This is a genomic window from Shewanella sp. SR43-4, from assembly GCF_014163845.1.
Taxonomy (GTDB): domain Bacteria; phylum Pseudomonadota; class Gammaproteobacteria; order Enterobacterales; family Shewanellaceae; genus Shewanella; species Shewanella vesiculosa.
The window spans coordinates 11,441-27,831 of the sequence record NZ_JACJEB010000014.1 but is presented as its reverse complement, the minus strand read 5'-3'; the positions used below and the strand labels follow the sequence as shown (position 1 = coordinate 27,831).

13 protein-coding genes are annotated in these 16,391 nt (G+C 43.2%); 8 read left to right on the top strand and 5 right to left on the bottom strand.

Annotated elements, in window-relative coordinates; all coding sequences use genetic code 11:
- The first annotated feature begins 385 nt into the window (after window positions 1–385).
- The 8 genes from hisG to hisIE all read left to right on the top strand — a co-directional run bounded on the left by hisG (window position 386) and on the right by hisIE (window position 7,750).
- Complete coding sequence (gene hisG / locus H5123_RS15365; RefSeq protein ID WP_124018136.1) at window positions 386–1,285, top strand: ATP phosphoribosyltransferase; 900 nt, start codon at window positions 386–388, stop codon at window positions 1,283–1,285.
- A 5-nt stretch (window positions 1,286–1,290) separates the two neighbouring features.
- A complete protein-coding gene (gene hisD / locus H5123_RS15360) occupies window positions 1,291–2,577 on the top strand; it encodes a histidinol dehydrogenase (RefSeq protein ID WP_182698532.1) in 1,287 nt (428 codons plus the stop codon).
- Window positions 2,578–2,649: 72 nt separating this feature from the next.
- Window positions 2,650–3,723 carry a histidinol-phosphate transaminase gene (hisC, locus tag H5123_RS15355; RefSeq protein WP_182698531.1) on the top strand — a complete coding sequence of 358 codons (1,074 nt, stop codon included), beginning with the start codon at window positions 2,650–2,652 and terminating at the stop codon, window positions 3,721–3,723.
- A gap of 120 nt (window positions 3,724–3,843) precedes the next feature.
- The gene (gene hisB, locus H5123_RS15350) at window positions 3,844–4,911 is read left to right on the top strand and encodes a bifunctional histidinol-phosphatase/imidazoleglycerol-phosphate dehydratase HisB (protein WP_124018133.1); all 1,068 of its coding nucleotides are present in this window, start codon (window positions 3,844–3,846) and stop codon (window positions 4,909–4,911) included.
- 9 nt (window positions 4,912–4,920) lie between these two features.
- Entirely contained in the window at window positions 4,921–5,571 is a 651-nt protein-coding gene (gene hisH, locus H5123_RS15345) for an imidazole glycerol phosphate synthase subunit HisH (protein WP_182698530.1), read from the top strand.
- Window positions 5,568–6,305 (top strand): 1-(5-phosphoribosyl)-5-[(5-phosphoribosylamino)methylideneamino]imidazole-4-carboxamide isomerase, encoded by a 738-nt coding sequence (gene hisA, locus H5123_RS15340; RefSeq protein WP_124018131.1) that lies wholly within the window; start codon window positions 5,568–5,570, stop codon window positions 6,303–6,305. The genes hisH and hisA overlap by 4 nt, the downstream gene beginning before the upstream one ends.
- Window positions 6,287–7,060, top strand: coding sequence for an imidazole glycerol phosphate synthase subunit HisF (gene hisF / locus H5123_RS15335; RefSeq protein WP_182698529.1), 774 nt, complete (start codon window positions 6,287–6,289; stop codon window positions 7,058–7,060). The genes hisA and hisF overlap by 19 nt, the downstream gene beginning before the upstream one ends.
- Before the next feature lie 51 nt (window positions 7,061–7,111).
- Entirely contained in the window at window positions 7,112–7,750 is a 639-nt protein-coding gene (gene hisIE, locus H5123_RS15330; RefSeq protein WP_182698528.1) for a bifunctional phosphoribosyl-AMP cyclohydrolase/phosphoribosyl-ATP diphosphatase HisIE, read from the top strand.
- A 152-nt stretch (window positions 7,751–7,902) separates the two neighbouring features.
- Here the strand turns inward: hisIE and lpxM are convergent, their stop codons facing one another.
- The 5 genes from lpxM to H5123_RS15305 all read right to left on the bottom strand — a co-directional run bounded on the left by lpxM (window position 7,903) and on the right by H5123_RS15305 (window position 16,327).
- On the bottom strand, window positions 7,903–8,838 hold the full coding sequence (lpxM, locus tag H5123_RS15325) for a lauroyl-Kdo(2)-lipid IV(A) myristoyltransferase (RefSeq protein ID WP_124018128.1): 936 nt from the start codon (window positions 8,836–8,838) through the stop codon (window positions 7,903–7,905).
- Window positions 8,839–9,408: 570 nt separating this feature from the next.
- Window positions 9,409–9,708 carry an integration host factor subunit alpha gene (gene ihfA, locus H5123_RS15320; protein WP_011637176.1) on the bottom strand — a complete coding sequence of 100 codons (300 nt, stop codon included), beginning with the start codon at window positions 9,706–9,708 and terminating at the stop codon, window positions 9,409–9,411.
- Between the two features lie 3 nt (window positions 9,709–9,711).
- Window positions 9,712–12,099: a phenylalanine--tRNA ligase subunit beta gene (pheT, locus tag H5123_RS15315; RefSeq protein ID WP_182698527.1), complete on the bottom strand. Its 2,388-nt coding sequence runs from the start codon at window positions 12,097–12,099 to the stop codon at window positions 9,712–9,714.
- 15 nt (window positions 12,100–12,114) lie between these two features.
- The gene (pheS, locus tag H5123_RS15310) at window positions 12,115–13,098 is read right to left on the bottom strand and encodes a phenylalanine--tRNA ligase subunit alpha (RefSeq protein ID WP_182698526.1); all 984 of its coding nucleotides are present in this window, start codon (window positions 13,096–13,098) and stop codon (window positions 12,115–12,117) included.
- Between the two features lie 394 nt (window positions 13,099–13,492).
- Window positions 13,493–16,327 (bottom strand): ExeM/NucH family extracellular endonuclease, encoded by a 2,835-nt coding sequence (locus H5123_RS15305; protein WP_182698525.1) that lies wholly within the window; start codon window positions 16,325–16,327, stop codon window positions 13,493–13,495.
- Window positions 16,328–16,391: the final 64 nt, after the last annotated feature.

Genomic DNA, 16,391 nt, shown 5'->3' with positions numbered 1-16,391 from the left:
GCAAAAAATTTGACCTGTAAATCGCATTTTATGTTTATCGACTATTGCAAACTGTTATAAATACGGTTAAGTTTAATCGTATAGTTTTTAGCGAATTATTAATGTAAACGTAATGGTTAATAGATAGTCAATAACAACCATTACAGCAAGCATACTTAAAGAGTAATTAATATGAACATCCAAGTGACTACATTCCACCATCATCACCATATGCGGTAGCCTTCGGATGCTTACTGCCGAAGGATGTTATCCTTCTGGTGGTGAACAAAATTTCACATAAACCCCTGGAAGGAATTTCAGGGGTTTTTTGTTTTTCTAAAATTATATTTTTATTTAAGCTTTTAAATTTACAGAATTTTATATTTAATACATAAGGAAGTATCACATGAGTGAGTCAAAACGTTTACGTATCGCCATCCAGAAATCAGGCCGTTTATCAAAAGAGTCTCAACAGTTACTAAAAAGCTGTGGGGTTAAATTTAATGTAAATGAGCAACGCTTGATTGCACACGCAGACAATATGCCAATCGATTTATTACGCGTTCGTGATGATGATATTCCAGGCCTAGTAATGGATGGTGTTGTTGACTTAGGTATTATCGGTGAGAACGTTCTTGAAGAAGAGCAAATTGAGCGTCAACTCGCAAATAAGCCTGCTGAATGCACTAAATTACGTGAGTTAGATTTCGGTTCATGCCGTCTATCATTAGCTGTACCCAATGAGTTTGAATACAAAGATGCCAACTCACTTGAAGGCTTACGCATTGCGACCTCTTACCCGAATTTACTTCGCCGTTTTATGCAAGAAAAAGGCATTAACTACAGCGATTGTATGCTAAAGGGCTCGGTTGAAGTAGCGCCACGAGCAGGATTGTCAGACGGTATTTGTGATTTAGTCTCTACAGGTGCCACCCTTGAAGCGAATGGCTTGTATGAAACTGAAGTGATTTACCGTTCAATGGCGTGCATCATTCAATCTAATACAACTCAATCAACTGAAAAACAAGCACTAATCAATAAAATCCTATCGCGTGTTAATGGCGTTATCCGTGCTCGCGAAAGTAAATACATCTTATTGCACGCGCCAATTGAAACCTTAGATCAAATCGTTGCCCTACTCCCTGGAGCTGAAAACCCAACCGTATTACCACTAAATGACGACACTAATCGGGTGGCAATTCACGTTGTAAGTACTGAAGATTTATTCTGGGACACAATGGAAGAATTAACTGCGCTAGGTGCAAGCTCAATTCTGGTCATGCCTATTGAAAAAATGATGGGGTAACACAAATGCAAATTCTCGATTGGGCTTCTTTATCTACCGAACAGCAACGACAAACGTTAGCGCGTTCTCCATTAGTGGGTGACGCAAGTGTTGAGCAAGGTGTTCGCAACATTATTGAGCAAGTTAACGCTCAAGGTGATAGCGCATTATTGGCTTATAACAAACAATTTGACGGTGTTGAGCTAACAGAATTAGCGTTATCAACTGACGCCATTGCTGCAGCATGTGCACGAGTGGGTGACGACGTTAAGCAAGCAGTTGCACAAGCGGTCAACAACATTGAAACCTTTCATAAAGCGCAAGTGTTTCAGGGTGTAGATATTGAAACTCAAGCAGGAATTCGTTGTGAACTCAGAAGCGAGCCTATCGAGCGTGTTGGCTTATATATTCCAGGCGGTACGGCTCCATTAATCTCAACTGTCATGATGCTAGCCTTACCGGCAAGAATAGCCGGTTGTGGCAAACGCGTATTAGTCAGCCCTCCGCCAATTAATGATGCAATTATTTATGCAGCCAATGTTTGCGGCATTACCGATATTTTCCAAGTCGGCGGCGCGCAAGCCATAGCAGCACTGGCTTTTGGAACAGAATCCGTACCAAACGTTGATAAAATATTTGGTCCGGGTAATCGTTACGTGACTGAGGCGAAACGCTTAGTGTCACAAGACAGCCGTATTAGCGTATCAATTGATATGCCAGCGGGTCCTTCTGAAGTACTCGTGATTGCTGACAAAGATGCTAATCCTGCTTTTGTAGCAGCCGATTTATTGTCGCAAGCAGAACATGGTGTTGACTCGCAAGTGATGCTAGTGACCGATTCATTAGTACTGGCAGAGCAAGTCAACCAAGCATTAATTGAGCAATTAGCACCATTGAGCCGTAAAGACATCGCCGCAGAAGCGCTTAAATGCAGCAGAAGTATCATTGTCAGTGATATGGATGCGGCCGCTAAAGTGTCTAACTTGTATGGCCCGGAGCATTTGATTATTCAAACAGCTGCACCTCGGGAAGTACTACAGCAAATTCGCGGTGCGGGTTCTGTGTTTTTAGGCGCATTCACCCCTGAATCGGTTGGCGATTATGCCAGTGGCACCAACCACGTGTTACCGACCTATGGTTACAGTCGTTCGGTATCTAGCTTGTCATTAGCCGATTTTAGTCGCCGCTTTACAGTGCAAGAACTCAGTCAGCAGGGATTACAAACCTTGGGGCAAAGTGTCATGGTATTAGCAGAGAATGAGCTTTTAGATGCGCATAAAAATGCTATCGCAATCCGTTTAGCCAGTATGTAACTGTTAAGCCTAGAGCAAAATCTGTCGTGTTCAGTTAACACCTTATTAGAGTTGAAAGTAGAGAGCATAGCCATGAGCCAGACCCAAGTAGCGACTTTTGATCCAAACACCTTGGCCAGACCCGAATTACTCACGTTAACACCTTATCAAAGTGCCAGACGTATTGGCGGTAGAGGTGATATTTGGATCAATGCCAATGAATCGCCATTTAATAATAGCGACCTTGATAAAGTGAACCGTTATCCAGAATGCCAGCCACCTGAACTCATCAATGCTTACAGCAGTTATTCAGGTGTGAAAGCCAGTAACATAATTGCCAGTCGTGGCGCTGATGAAGCGATTGAATTACTCATTCGCACCTTTTGTATCCCTGGCGTCGACAGTATTGCTTGCTTTGGACCGACTTATGGCATGTATTCAATTAGTGCCGCAACCTTTAATGTGGCTGTCACAGCGCTAAGTTTAACCGACAACTATCAGTTACCGGACGCGTGGCCAACCCAAATAGGCAATGCAAAAGTAGTGTTTATTTGTAATCCCAATAATCCAACCGGCACCGTACTTGCTAAAGACAAGATTGAACAAGCCATTCAAGCGGCGCCAAACTCGATTGTAGTGGTCGACGAAGCCTACATTGAATTTTGCCCAGACTACAGCGTGGCTGATTTACTTGATCAGTACCCTAACCTTGTCGTGTTGCGTACCTTATCAAAAGCATTTGCCTTAGCTGGTGCTCGATGTGGCTTTATGCTTGCGAGTGATGCCATTATCGATTTAGTGATGCGAGTTATCGCACCGTATCCAGTACCTTTGCCAGTATCTGAACTTGCGGTAAGAGCCTTAAGTCCTGCTGGCATCGATACTATGCGAACTCAAGTCGCCAGTTTAATTGAACAAGGCCAACGCTTAAGCGTTGCGTTAACCGTCTATGGCGCTACAGTGCTGCCTGCTAATGGTAACTATGTGTTAGCAAAATTTGACGATGTTAGCGCTGCAGCCAAACGATTAAGTGATTCCGGCGTGGTTGCCCGTGCATACAAAGATCCACGCCTTGCTGATGCAATTCGCTTTAGCTTTACCAATGAACAACAAACCAATTTGATTATCGCTTTGTTTGAAAAAGCGGTGTCAGAGTCAGTAGCATAAAAGTTAAAGCCGTTTCAATAAGCACAGTGATTAGCCTATTGAAAAACACATAGATCAAATTGAATAGATAAAACCAACAGATTAAAACAAATAAATTACACCCTATTTAAGGCATTGAACATGAAACAGAACATATTATTCATCGATCGCGATGGTACATTAGTGGAAGAGCCTGCCATCGACAAGCAGCTCGATAGTTTGGCAAAACTAGTGTTTGAACCACAAGTGATCCCAGCGTTACTTAAATTGCAAAAAGCCGGTTTTCGCTTGGTGATGGTCAGCAACCAAGACGGGTTGGGCACACCTTCGTTTCCAAAAGAAGACTTTGATGCCCCGCACGACATGATGATGCAAATTTTTGCAAGCCAAGGTGTGGTATTTGACGATGTGGTTATCTGTCCACACTTTAATGATGAAAACTGCAGCTGCCGTAAACCTAAACTAGGCTTAGTAAAAGACTACTTAACCCAAGGCAAAGTAGATTTTACCACTTCAGCAGTGATTGGCGATCGTGAAACCGACGTTGAACTTGCCAATGCAATGGGCATTAAAAGCTTTAAATACAATCGTCAAACGCTCGACTGGGACGCTATAACCAGTGCTTTATTAAGTAAAGGTCGCGTGGCAACAGTAGTGCGTACCACCAAAGAAACCAACATCAAAGTGACCATCGACTTAGATAATCAAAGCAAGGGAAAGATTGAAACCGGAATTGGCTTTTTTGACCACATGCTGGATCAAATTCAAACCCACGGTAACTTTAAAATGGACGTGCATGTTGACGGCGACCTAGAAATTGACGACCACCACAGTGTAGAAGATACCGCACTGGCCATTGGCGACGCGATTCGTCAGGCCCTTGGCGACAAGCGCGGTATCGCTCGTTTTGGGTTCAGCTTACCCATGGATGAAGCCAGCGGCGAGTGCCTAATGGACATTTCTGGTCGCCCATTCATAAAGTTCAATGCTGACTTTGATCGTGAAATGGTCGGTGAAATGGCTATCGAGATGGTGCCACACTTTTTCCGCTCATTCGCTGATGGCCTACGTTGCACCTTACACATTGGTTCGCAAGGCGATAACGATCACCACAAAGTAGAAGCCCTGTTTAAAGTATTAGGCCGTACGCTTCGCCAAGCGGTGAAAGTAGAAGGTGACATACTGCCATCAAGCAAAGGTGTGCTGTAAGGAGTTCATGTGACACAAGTATCGAACGCTTCAAGCTCTACCAATGATCTTACCGTGATTATTGATACCGGCTGTGCCAATTTAAGCTCTGTACGGTTTGCTTTTGAGCGCCTTAACGCCAATGTCTTAGTCAGCGCTGACTTTGATGTGATCCGCAGCGCAGCAAGAGTGGTATTGCCAGGTGTTGGCACCGCTGGTGCGGCTATGGACGCCCTAAAACAAAAACACCTAATTGAGCTGATTAAAAGCTTAACGCAACCTGTTATGGGCGTATGTTTAGGCATGCAAATGCTGGCATCATTGTCTAATGAACATGGTGGTCGTAGCGAACAAAATATCACCTGTTTAGGCTTAGTGCCGACTGATATTGGTGACTTAGACAGCAAAGGTCTGCCCTTGCCGCACATGGGCTGGAATCAAATTGAGGTGAGCGATCACCCATTATTTGTCGGCATTGAAAATGGCAGCTACGTGTATTTTGTTCACAGCTACCGTGCGCCAATCAGTGAATATACCCTAGCCAGTAGCACTTATGGCGAGTCATTCAGTGCCGCCATTGGCAAAGGTAATTTTTTTGGGGTGCAATTCCACCCAGAAAAAAGTGCCAAAGTGGGCGCACAAATTTTGCAGAACTTCTTAAACATGGGGACACCACAGTGATTATTCCTGCCATTGATCTAATTGACGGCCAAGTGGTGCGTTTGTACCAAGGTGACTATGACAAGCAAACCACCTTTGACTTAAGCCCTCTGGCACAATTGCAGTCTTATCAAGCCCAAGGGGCAAAACTGCTGCATATCGTCGACTTAACCGGTGCAAAAGATCCTAATAAACGCCAAACCCAATTAATCGCTGAACTTGCTGCAGGGCTTGATGTTGATATTCAAGTCGGCGGCGGTATTCGAACTGAAGCGCAAGTCGCAGAATTATTAGCTATCGGTGTTAAGCGTGTAGTCATTGGATCTCTTGCGGTTAAAGAGCCTGAGCTGGTAAAAAGCTGGTTTGTAAAATACGGCAGTGAAGCCATTTGTTTGGCTCTGGACGTTAACATCAACGATAACGGCGAAAAAATTGTCGCGGTATCGGGTTGGCAATCGGGTGGTGGTAAGTCATTAGAGTCGTTAGTGGCTGAATTTGAAACCGTCGGCCTTAAGCATGCTTTGGTGACTGATATCAGCCGTGATGGCACCTTAACTGGCGCCAATACACAGCTCTACACTGAACTTGCCGCGACTTACCCTACTATCCTTTGGCAAGCCTCTGGTGGCATTGCTACGCTCGATAACGTTGCCGCAGTCCGCGACAGTAAAGCATCGGGAATTATTATCGGCAAAGCTTTATTGATTAATCAATTTACCGTCGAGGAGGCAATACAATGCTGGCCAAACGCATAGTTCCGTGTCTTGACGTTCGCGAAGGTAAAGTGGTTAAAGGTATACAGTTTCGCAACCACGAAATTGTCGGTGATATCGTTCCCCTCGCCGCACGTTATGCAGAAGAAGGCGCTGATGAGTTAGTGTTTTATGACATTACCGCCAGTGCACACGACCGGGTTATCGATAAATCCTGGGTAAGCCGCGTTGCTGAACAAATTGATATTCCGTTTTGCGTCGCCGGTGGAATTAAAACCATCGAGCAAGCACGCGAAAAACTCGCTTTTGGTGCGGATAAAATATCAATTAACTCGCCTGCATTAAGCGACCCGAGTTTGATATCACGCCTACAAGATGAGTTTGGCCGCCAGTGTATCGTTATCGGCATTGACTCATTTTATGATGCTGCAACTGACAGTTACAAAGTAAAACAGTTTACCGGCGATGAAGCAGCGACCAAAGACACTCAATGGTATACTCAGGATTGGGTTGAAGAAGTACAAAAGCGCGGTTGTGGCGAGATTGTATTGAACGTCATGAACCAAGATGGCGTGCGCGGTGGTTATGACATCAAACAACTTAGCATGGTACGCGCTATTTGCGATGTGCCGTTAATTGCTTCTGGTGGTGCAGGCACTATGGAGCACTTTAAACAAGTGTTTGAGCTTGCCAAAGTTGACGCCGCATTAGCAGCAAGTGTGTTCCATAAAGGCATCATTGATATTGGTGAGTTAAAACGATACTTGCACGCCAATAACATCGCGATTCGTTTATAAGCTTAGATTTTTACGAGACTAAACATAGCCTCACCCAAAAAGAGATTACAAATGACAGACATCAAATTTGATAGCACAGGCGTAGATTGGGACAAGCAACAAGGCTTGATACCAGCAGTGGTGCAGCACCACCTAACGGGCAAAGTGCTTATGCTAGGTTATATGGATCAAGCGGCATTAGAGAAAACCTTAGCCACTAAGCAAGTGACCTTTTTTAGTCGCTCTAAACAACGTTTATGGACCAAAGGCGAAACCTCTGGTAACACGCTTGATCTCATCGCTATCGACAAAGACTGCGACAACGACAGCTTTTTAGTGCAAGTTATTCCTAATGGGCCTACGTGCCACACAGGAACAGAAAGCTGCTGGAAAGATGGTAACGCACATCCTTTTATCGATAATCTGACTAAACTGATTATTTCCCGTAAAGGCCAAAGTGCTGATTCAAGCTATACTGCCTCACTATTTGAACATGGTACTAAACGCATTGCCCAAAAAGTCGGTGAAGAAGGCCTTGAAACAGCCCTTGCCGCAGCCACTCATGACAAAGAAGAGTTAGTCAATGAAGCATCGGATTTGATGTATCACTTAATCGTGTTGCTTGAAGATCAAGGTTTGTCGATGGCCGATATTAATCAAAACTTACTAGAGCGCCATACCAAAGCCAGCAAGTCTGCCACCGGTCAGTAACGTTTTAGCCCATTTTATTAGTAAAAAAAGACGCCGAGGCGTCTTTTTTACTAATATTATCATAGTCATGGTTGGCGTTAAGCAACTGATACACACTACAACGAATGAGTAGAAGATCATGACCGATAATAATGTATTCAAATCGTATATGATTAATAAAACTCTTTTTCACCCGGAGGGCGAGTTTTCAGTAGTTTTAAAAACCACATGTATTGTTCTGGATAGGCATTAATCACTTGCTCAACCACTTTATTTAATGCAATAGCTTCGTTCTCTTTACCAACCATCTCTTGGGGATTTATCGCTGGCATCACAGTCATAATAAATTGCTTAGCTTGTTGATCGTAACCAATCTTAACTGGCATGACTTGGGCATTACCTGCTTGAGCTAAGCGCCCTACGACCGGTAATGTGGCTTTCACTGTGCCCATAAAAGGCGCAAATATACTTTTATCAGGTCCGAGATCTTCATCAGGCAAATAGAAAAAACTATTATCGTTTTTTAATTCGGCTAACAAGGCTCTGATCCCTGCTTCACGCATATACACACGTCCACCTTGACTGCTACGCATTCGATTACTAAACCAATTAAATAATCCATTTCGATGTGCTTTAACCATAGTCACTAACGGAATTTCTAAGTTGATTCTCAGGCCCGCGTATTCCATCGGCCAGACATGCGGCATAATAAAAATTATCGGTTGCTTAGCATCTCGAGCAGCTTGCACATTTTCAAAGCCATTTAGTTGAATACGGCGTTTTAAGTAGGCTTTAGACCGAATAAGCAACTCAGCTTGTGACAATAAGGTAATCACAAAAGTCTCAACATTTTGTTTAATTAACTCATCGACTTCGTCAGGCGACTTATCAGGGAAACAATGGGTAATATTAACCTTTGCGATTCGTATTGGTTTACTGGCAACTTTCATCACCACGCGGGCCAATAATTTCGCAATAGGATCTCTTACAGTTGCGGGAAGAACACCAAACAGAAACAACACGGCGATGGCTAACCATGTTCCCCAGTAACGAGGATGCAGTAATGATTGCTTAAAACGAGTGTCAAAATATTTTGCTTGTCGTGCCAAAAGAATCTCCAAATAAACTGACCGTGAGCCACGGCAAAAAATAATATACTAACAAGGTCATTATACTCGTGATTAAGGAGTGCAAACCAACATTATAATCAACAATAACAAAACGACAGTGTCACCTATAGCATCGCTCTGACGCATAAGACAGCGTCAATAAGATTATCCGATATAACAATTTGAAATACCAATTCCATTAATTACGTGCTCAATCAGAGTCACTGAATTTTTTCAGTTTGAGGCGCATTGTTGAAATAATGCTTGTCCCTCATAAAACAATGCCACAAAAAATGGAAAGCTTAAGTCACTCCCAAGGGCGGGTTTCTGCACCATATACACTGCTTAATATGATTTTGACGAAGAACAACTATGCCTACAATCCTATTACTTGCCTAAAAGGCACAACACTCCCACTGAATGACCAGATAAATATTGGAATGGGTATAATATCCATAATCAATACAGACGATAAACAGTATTCGTCAAACTCAAAAACAAAAGAGCCACTCAATTAAGAGTGGCTCTTCGTAATACAGATCCGATCGGATTGGCGTATTAACTAGTGAATTATTTTTTACCCGAATTTGCCGCTTCAACTCGTGATTTTAGCTTCTGTCCAGGACGGAAGGTAACAACACGACGTGCAGAAATCGGAATATCTTCACCAGTTTTCGGGTTCCTTCCCGGTCTTTGATTCTTGTCCCTAAGGTCAAAGTTGCCAAAGCCAGATAACTTGACCTGCTCACCACTTTCGAGTGCTTCACGAATTTCTTCAAAAAAAGACTCGACCATCTCTTTAGCCACACGTTTGTTAATGCCTAATGTTTCAAAAAGATGTTCTGCCATTTCGGCTTTGGTAAGTGCCATACTTTAATCCCTCAACGATGCGTTGAACTCGGTCTTTAGAGCCAATACCACTGATTCCATAGCCTCAGTAATATCTTTATCTTCAAGTGTGCGAGTAGTGTCTTGTAACGTAAGTGCGATGGCTAGGCTCTTTTTGCCAGGCTCAACACCTTTACCTTGGTATACATCGAACAAGTTTAAGCCAACCAACTGATTTTCGCCAACTTTTCTTATCAAATTCATAACATCAGTTGCAGAAACAGTTTCATCTACTACTACCGCGATGTCGCGACGATTGGCAGGAAACTTAGATACAGCTTGGGCTAGCGGCAAACGGGCGTGCAATAATGCATCCAGTTCTAACTCAAAAACAATTGTTTTACCATTGAGGCCAAACGGCTTTTCCAAACTAGGATGGATAGCACCGATGTAACCAATGACTCGATTATTTCTCAATATTTCAGCACATTGACCTGGATGCAGCGCAGGATGTGTTGCCCCTTTAAAACTAAATTCTGTAGAGGCAACTGTCAAGCCGATTATTGCTTCTAAATCACCTTTTAAATCAAAGAAGTCGACAGTTTTCGATTCCATTGACCAATGTTCGTCATTTTGAACACCAGAAATAACCGCGCCCAGCATAGCTTGTTGACGAACACCAGAATCTGCTTGCGCATCAGGAACAAAGCGTAAACCGGTCTCAAATAAACGTACTCTATTTTGCTGACGGCTTTGGTTGTAACCTACAGCAGTCAATAATCCAGTAAACATCGACAAACGCATGGCTGACATTTCAACTGAAATCGGGTTTGGCAACACCATGGCTTCTTCGCCTGGGTGCACAATATTCTGCATTTTTGGATCAACAAAGCTGTAGGTCACCGCTTCTTGGAAACCACGTGCAACAAACACACTGCGCACACGCTTAAGCGAGATATCAGCTTCTTGGTGATCAGACATGCTTAACGCAGCCATAGGGGCAACGTTAGGAATGTTGTTGTAGCCGTAAATACGCGCCACTTCTTCGATCAAATCTTCTTCAATCGCCATATCAAAACGATAAGTCGCGGTGGTCACATTCCATACATCAGCATTGGTTTGCACGCTAAAACCTAAACGTTCTAGTATTTCAACCACGTCAGAGTCAGGAATAAAGTGACCTAAGGTTTTATCTAACTTGCTACGACGCAAAGTAATATTAGCCGCTGTTGGTAAATGCTCCGCAGACAAAGCTTCAATCACTTGCCCTGCTTCACCACCACAGATATCTAATACTAGGCGAGTAGCACGATCCATCACCTTATGCTGTAGCTCAGGGTCAACACCACGTTCGAAACGGTGTGACGCGTCTGTGTGTAAGCCTAAACGACGTGATTTACCCATAATGGCTAGTGGTGAGAAGAAAGCACATTCCAAAAGGATGTTTTGGGTGTGTTCACTCACACCAGTACTCTCACCACCAAATACGCCTGCCAATGCAACAGCTTGTTTATCGTCGGCAATCACTAAGGTGTCGTTGGGGACAGTAATTTCGTTACCATCTAGCAAAGTTAACTTTTCAACACCATCTGCCAAACGCACAGTAATGCCGCCATTTAAGGTCGCTAAATCAAACGCATGCATTGGCTGACCAAATTCGATCAACACATAGTTGGTGATATCAACAATTGGATCAATTGAACGAATACCGCTGCGACGTAGCTTTTCTTGCATCCATAATGGCGTAGCAGCTTTAACATTAATGTTCTTAACCACACGGCCTAAGTAACGAGGGCACAAATCTGGCGCCACAACATTAATGCTAAACGGTGCGTCAATAGTCGCTGTAACAGCTTGCCAAGAAGGCTCGGTCACTGCTTGGCGATTTAACACGCCCACTTCGCGCGCAAGCCCAGCCATGCCTAAACAATCAGCACGGTTAGCTGTTAAATCAACATCAATAATGGCGTCATCTAATTGCAAGTATTCACGCACATTTACGCCTAAAGGCGCATCTAGTGGTAATTCGATAATGCCATCACTTTCGATGTCCATACCTAACTCACCATACGAGCACAACATGCCCATTGATGGTTGACCACGTAATTTGGCTTTTTTGATTTTAAAATCGCCAGGCAATATTGCGCCGACCATAGCTACCGCAACTTTTAAGCCTAAACTGCAGTTTGGTGCGCCACAAACGATGTCGATAAGTTCATCACCGCCAACATTAATTTTGGTAACGCGTAGTTTGTCGGCATCAGGATGCTGGCCACATTCAACCACTTCACCAATGATCACGCCGCTAAAATCGCCAGCCACAGCATCAACACCGTCAACTTCAAGGCCGGCCATGGTAATTTGGTGTGATAATGCGTCACGACTTACTGATGGGTTAACCCACTCACGAAGCCAAGATTCACTGAATTTCATCTAATTTTTGCTCCGTTATTTGAATTGCTTAAGAAAACGTAAATCGTTCTCGAAGAAGGCACGTAAATCATTTACGCCGTAGCGCAACATGGTTAAACGCTCAACGCCCATACCAAAAGCAAAACCAGAATATTTTTCAGGGTCAATACCCACACTGCGCAGTACGTTTGGATGTACCATGCCACAGCCTAATACTTCTAACCACTTACCGTTTTTACCCATCACATCCACTTCGGCAGAAGGTTCTGTGAAAGGGAAATAAGATGGGCGGAAACGCACTTCTAAATCTTGCTCAAAGAAGTTACGCAAAAAGTCATGCAAGATACCTTTAAGCTCAGCAAAGTTAACATTTTCTGCAACCATTAAGCCTTCAACTTGGTGGAACATTGGCGTGTGTGTTTGGTCGTAATCGTTACGATAAACTCGGCCTGGAGAGATGATCCGTAGCGGTGGCTTTTCATGTTCCATCGTGCGAATTTGCACGCCAGAAGTTTGGGTGCGCAACATCACTTTTGGATTAAAGTAAAACGTGTCATGATCGGCACGAGCAGGATGATGCTCAGAAATATTTAACGCATCGAAATTATGGAAATCATCTTCGATTTCAGGACCTTGCTTAACAACAAACCCAAGTTCACCAAAGAATGTTTCGATACGTTCGATTGTACGCGTAACCGGATGTAAGCCACCAATATCTAACGTACGACCAGGTAAAGTGACATCGATATTTTCAGCAATTAATTTAGCTTCTAATTCTGATGCTTTCAATCCGTCGATACGCTCTGTCAACTGTTGTTGAACGGCTTGCTTTGCTTGATTGACTGCGGCACCAAAGGCAGGTTTCTCTTCTGCGCTTAATGACCCCATCATTTTCATCATGTCAGTGATTTTACCTTTTTTACCAAGGTAATCGACACGGATATCATCCAATGTCTTTAGATCACTGGCCTTATCAATGACCTCTAAGGCTTGTTCTACGATCTCGGTTAACTGCTGCATGTTATCATCCACTGCATTTGTGCATATCAATGCGATTGGGCGTCTGGTCGACTATTAACAATCAATAGTGACGACGCGGTAGTTTAACTCTTGTCAAAAGCCACAAAGAGCTAAAACTAAGGTTAAAAATAAAGACTGAAATTTTACGTTAGCGACTACCATTTTACTAGTCATTATTGGACTTTTTAATGCCAAATAGTTGTATTTAACTACAATTTCGACGTCTATGTTGCTAGTGATTGCCTATTGCCTATCATTCTTATTAACTGCAGGGGAATTTTTACATGCCAGCCACAAATCATTTGGCATAATTACGTAATAAAAAAGGCGCGTTATGCGCCTTTTTACTGAGACTAACTCAAATAGATACCCATCGATAATCAGTCAAATCTTATTATCTAAAACGCATCGTTGCTGAGCCTGTTTCACCGTCATTATCAACCACAGTTAACTCAACGGTATGTTCACGACGGCTGAAACTAAAGGCCACAGGTCCGCGCGCTTTGCGGCCATTATTAAAGGCCCATTGCTGGCGCTTAATGACACCGTCTTGGTCATAGCTAGTTGAAATAAATAACTGCATAAACCATAAATTTACTCGCTGAATTTGCGCAATGGGGGCCATGTTGACAGGCTCGACAATACTTATGCTGCTGACACTCGTCGCAACATCACCTTTGTCATCGGTAACGGTTAATTGCACTTGGTAATCGCCTGGTTGCAAATACTGATGCGAAGCCGTCACGCCAGATACCACAGTGCCATCACCAAAGTCCCATTGATGCTGAACAATTTGGCCGTCACTATCAGTTGAAGTTGACTGAACGTGCAATACACTGCCATTTAATTGTTGCTCAAAGCTGGCCACAGGTAACGCATTTGCTGGAGCAAACTTAAACGAGATAATCACAGGATCATGATCGGATGAACGAAATGCATCCGCTTGATACAATTCTTGCAGTTGTGTTGCCGATTTATACTCTTCGTTATAATCCAGTACTATAGGCTCATCGGCGTTAATGTGCCATTGAGTAATGCCGACTAAGTTGCTGACTAATTCATCATTGGCTAAAGCATGATCTAGCTGACCTGACTCACCAGAAAACACATAAGAGTAAGGCTTTTGGGCACCGACATAGCTGGTTAATTCATTATAACCATGACTTGCTAGCATGGTTAACGGATCTTCTTTTGCGTAGGCATTTAAATCGCCTATTACCAGTACTTTGCTATCAGGGTATTGCACCGCTAACCATTGGCCAATAGCATCACTTGCTCGAGTTCGAGTTTGGTTACAATTACCTTGACCATCTTGTAAGTCAGGATCACCAAGACTATCACAGCTGCTGCCTTTAGATTTTAGATGATTCACGGCAACCACAATATTCTCGTCTGTGCCATTGACAGTAAATTGCTGAGTGAGCATTGGACGATTTTTACTGTCATCAAACAATTGCACGCCATTATCATCAGCGGGTGAATTTGCTGATGATAAAATCCCAGCCTCACCAGATAGCGTCAGTTTATCAGTGCGATAAATCATTCCCACAGTAATTGCATCGGTGCCGATTTTTGTCACGCTAGGCACTACATACGCATAAGTTGTTGTGCCTAGTGCCGCATTTAAACCGCTAACAAGATCACTGATGGCCGAACTAGTGTCATAGCCATCATTCTCAATTTCCATTAAACCAAATACATCAGCATTGATCGTTTGCATGGCATTGATAATTTTTGCGCGTTGACGCTCAAATTCAACGGCTGAATCAGCACCGCGATCAGTTGGAAAACCGTTACCGTTACCATCGCCATTGAAGTAATTGAGCACGTTAAAACTGGCGACTCGTAAATCGGCATCAGCAACCACTTCTGGTGCCATTTGACGTGGATTACTTTGGATAACATTCACTAAACTGGTCGGCATAATGCGGAATTGATTAAAGCCATAATGCATTACCCCTTCAAGCCGAGTCACACTATCACCCACTCGTAAGGTATTATTAGCCGATAGCCCGGGCGCAGGATACGGGATCACTTCAGGATTTTGGCGAGTTGAACCATCATCTAAAATAATGCTGTCACGGGAATTCGCGGCTGTAACGGCAACAGCATCAGCACCTGGAGTCGCGACCTGAGTTCCAATAAAGTGGCGGCTACTACCTAATAACACTTCCCCATAGCGGCCTAAGCTGTATACCTCATTGACCACTAAATCCTGGTCAAAATACACACGCATACCTTCAACACGCTCAAGCTGCTGATTGTCATTTATTGGCAAGGTAACCGATGAGACACTTGGCAACATTTGCTGAGTAGCACAAAGCGCAAATTGGCTAACGCCCGATAACTGGGTCACACCGTTATATTCTGCTACATTTGCGGCTAATCGAATCCTATCGCCCGCATTAACTTGTAACGCCTGAGTGCCGGTATAGACAAATATACCTTCCGAAGTGTCTATATCAGCATCAGCTTCAAGGTCAGCCATTTGCAAGAACACGCCTTTTAAACCCGCTTGCTGATCGCTGGTGACAATGGCTTCAACAACCACTGTATTCCCTATCAATGCGCTGGCTTGTGCATTACCTTGTATTTCATGAATAGCGACAGCTGATTGACCACAGACAAACTCAACAGGATCAACTGGATCAACTGGATCCGTTGAACCATTGGCTGAAAATCGACCTAAGTCACTAATGTCATCTTGCGCAAAACCTTGCCAGCCCACAAATGTTACGGCATCGTCAATCACTTGATCTGCAGTTAAATTATTTGTATCACGGCGCAACGTATTATTTTGGGTAGAGATATCGCCACTGCCCCATTCTGCACCGGGATCGACGCCTACTTGGCCTAAAGAATCGATAACATTGTCGCTATGAGTCAGCACAATGGCATCATCACCATTAAAAAAACTACCATTAGAAGTCAACTGGGCCAATGCTAAAATGTCTGCTGAAGCATCATTATCAGCAATCACAAAAGTAGAGTTAGCCGCAATGTTGCCTGAAAGATTAATCTTGGTTGACGCAGAAGTATTACCATTAAAATAAAATGATAATACATAATCACTTAAATCAATATTGGTGCCTGTTGGGTTATATAATTCGATAGCTTTATTATTACTACTACCTTCCACGTATTCTGAAATAAGTAAATCTTGTGCGCTGACTTGAAAAGCCATTAATGTTGATATTGATGCCGCAAGCAAGGTTTTATTGCTTAACATAATAGACCCTTATTATTATCCATAATTTTAGTTAACTGATTTATATCGTAAACATATTTTTATC

What these genes read in the sequence shown, in the direction of transcription:
- hisG (WP_124018136.1), top strand. Translation starts at nt 386, where the DNA reads ATGAGTGAGTCAAAACGTTTACGTATCGCCATCCAGAAATCAGGCCGT.
- hisD (WP_182698532.1), top strand. Translation starts at nt 1,291, where the DNA reads ATGCAAATTCTCGATTGGGCTTCTTTATCTACCGAACAGCAACGACAA.
- hisC (WP_182698531.1), top strand. Translation starts at nt 2,650, where the DNA reads ATGAGCCAGACCCAAGTAGCGACTTTTGATCCAAACACCTTGGCCAGA.
- hisB (WP_124018133.1), top strand. Translation starts at nt 3,844, where the DNA reads ATGAAACAGAACATATTATTCATCGATCGCGATGGTACATTAGTGGAA.
- hisF (WP_182698529.1), top strand. Translation starts at nt 6,287, where the DNA reads ATGCTGGCCAAACGCATAGTTCCGTGTCTTGACGTTCGCGAAGGTAAA.
- hisIE (WP_182698528.1), top strand. Translation starts at nt 7,112, where the DNA reads ATGACAGACATCAAATTTGATAGCACAGGCGTAGATTGGGACAAGCAA.
- ihfA (WP_011637176.1), bottom strand. Translation starts at nt 9,708, where the DNA reads ATGGCACTTACCAAAGCCGAAATGGCAGAACATCTTTTTGAAACATTA.
- pheT (WP_182698527.1), bottom strand. Translation starts at nt 12,099, where the DNA reads ATGAAATTCAGTGAATCTTGGCTTCGTGAGTGGGTTAACCCATCAGTA.
- pheS (WP_182698526.1), bottom strand. Translation starts at nt 13,098, where the DNA reads ATGCAGCAGTTAACCGAGATCGTAGAACAAGCCTTAGAGGTCATTGAT.
- H5123_RS15305 (WP_182698525.1), bottom strand. Translation starts at nt 16,327, where the DNA reads ATGTTAAGCAATAAAACCTTGCTTGCGGCATCAATATCAACATTAATG.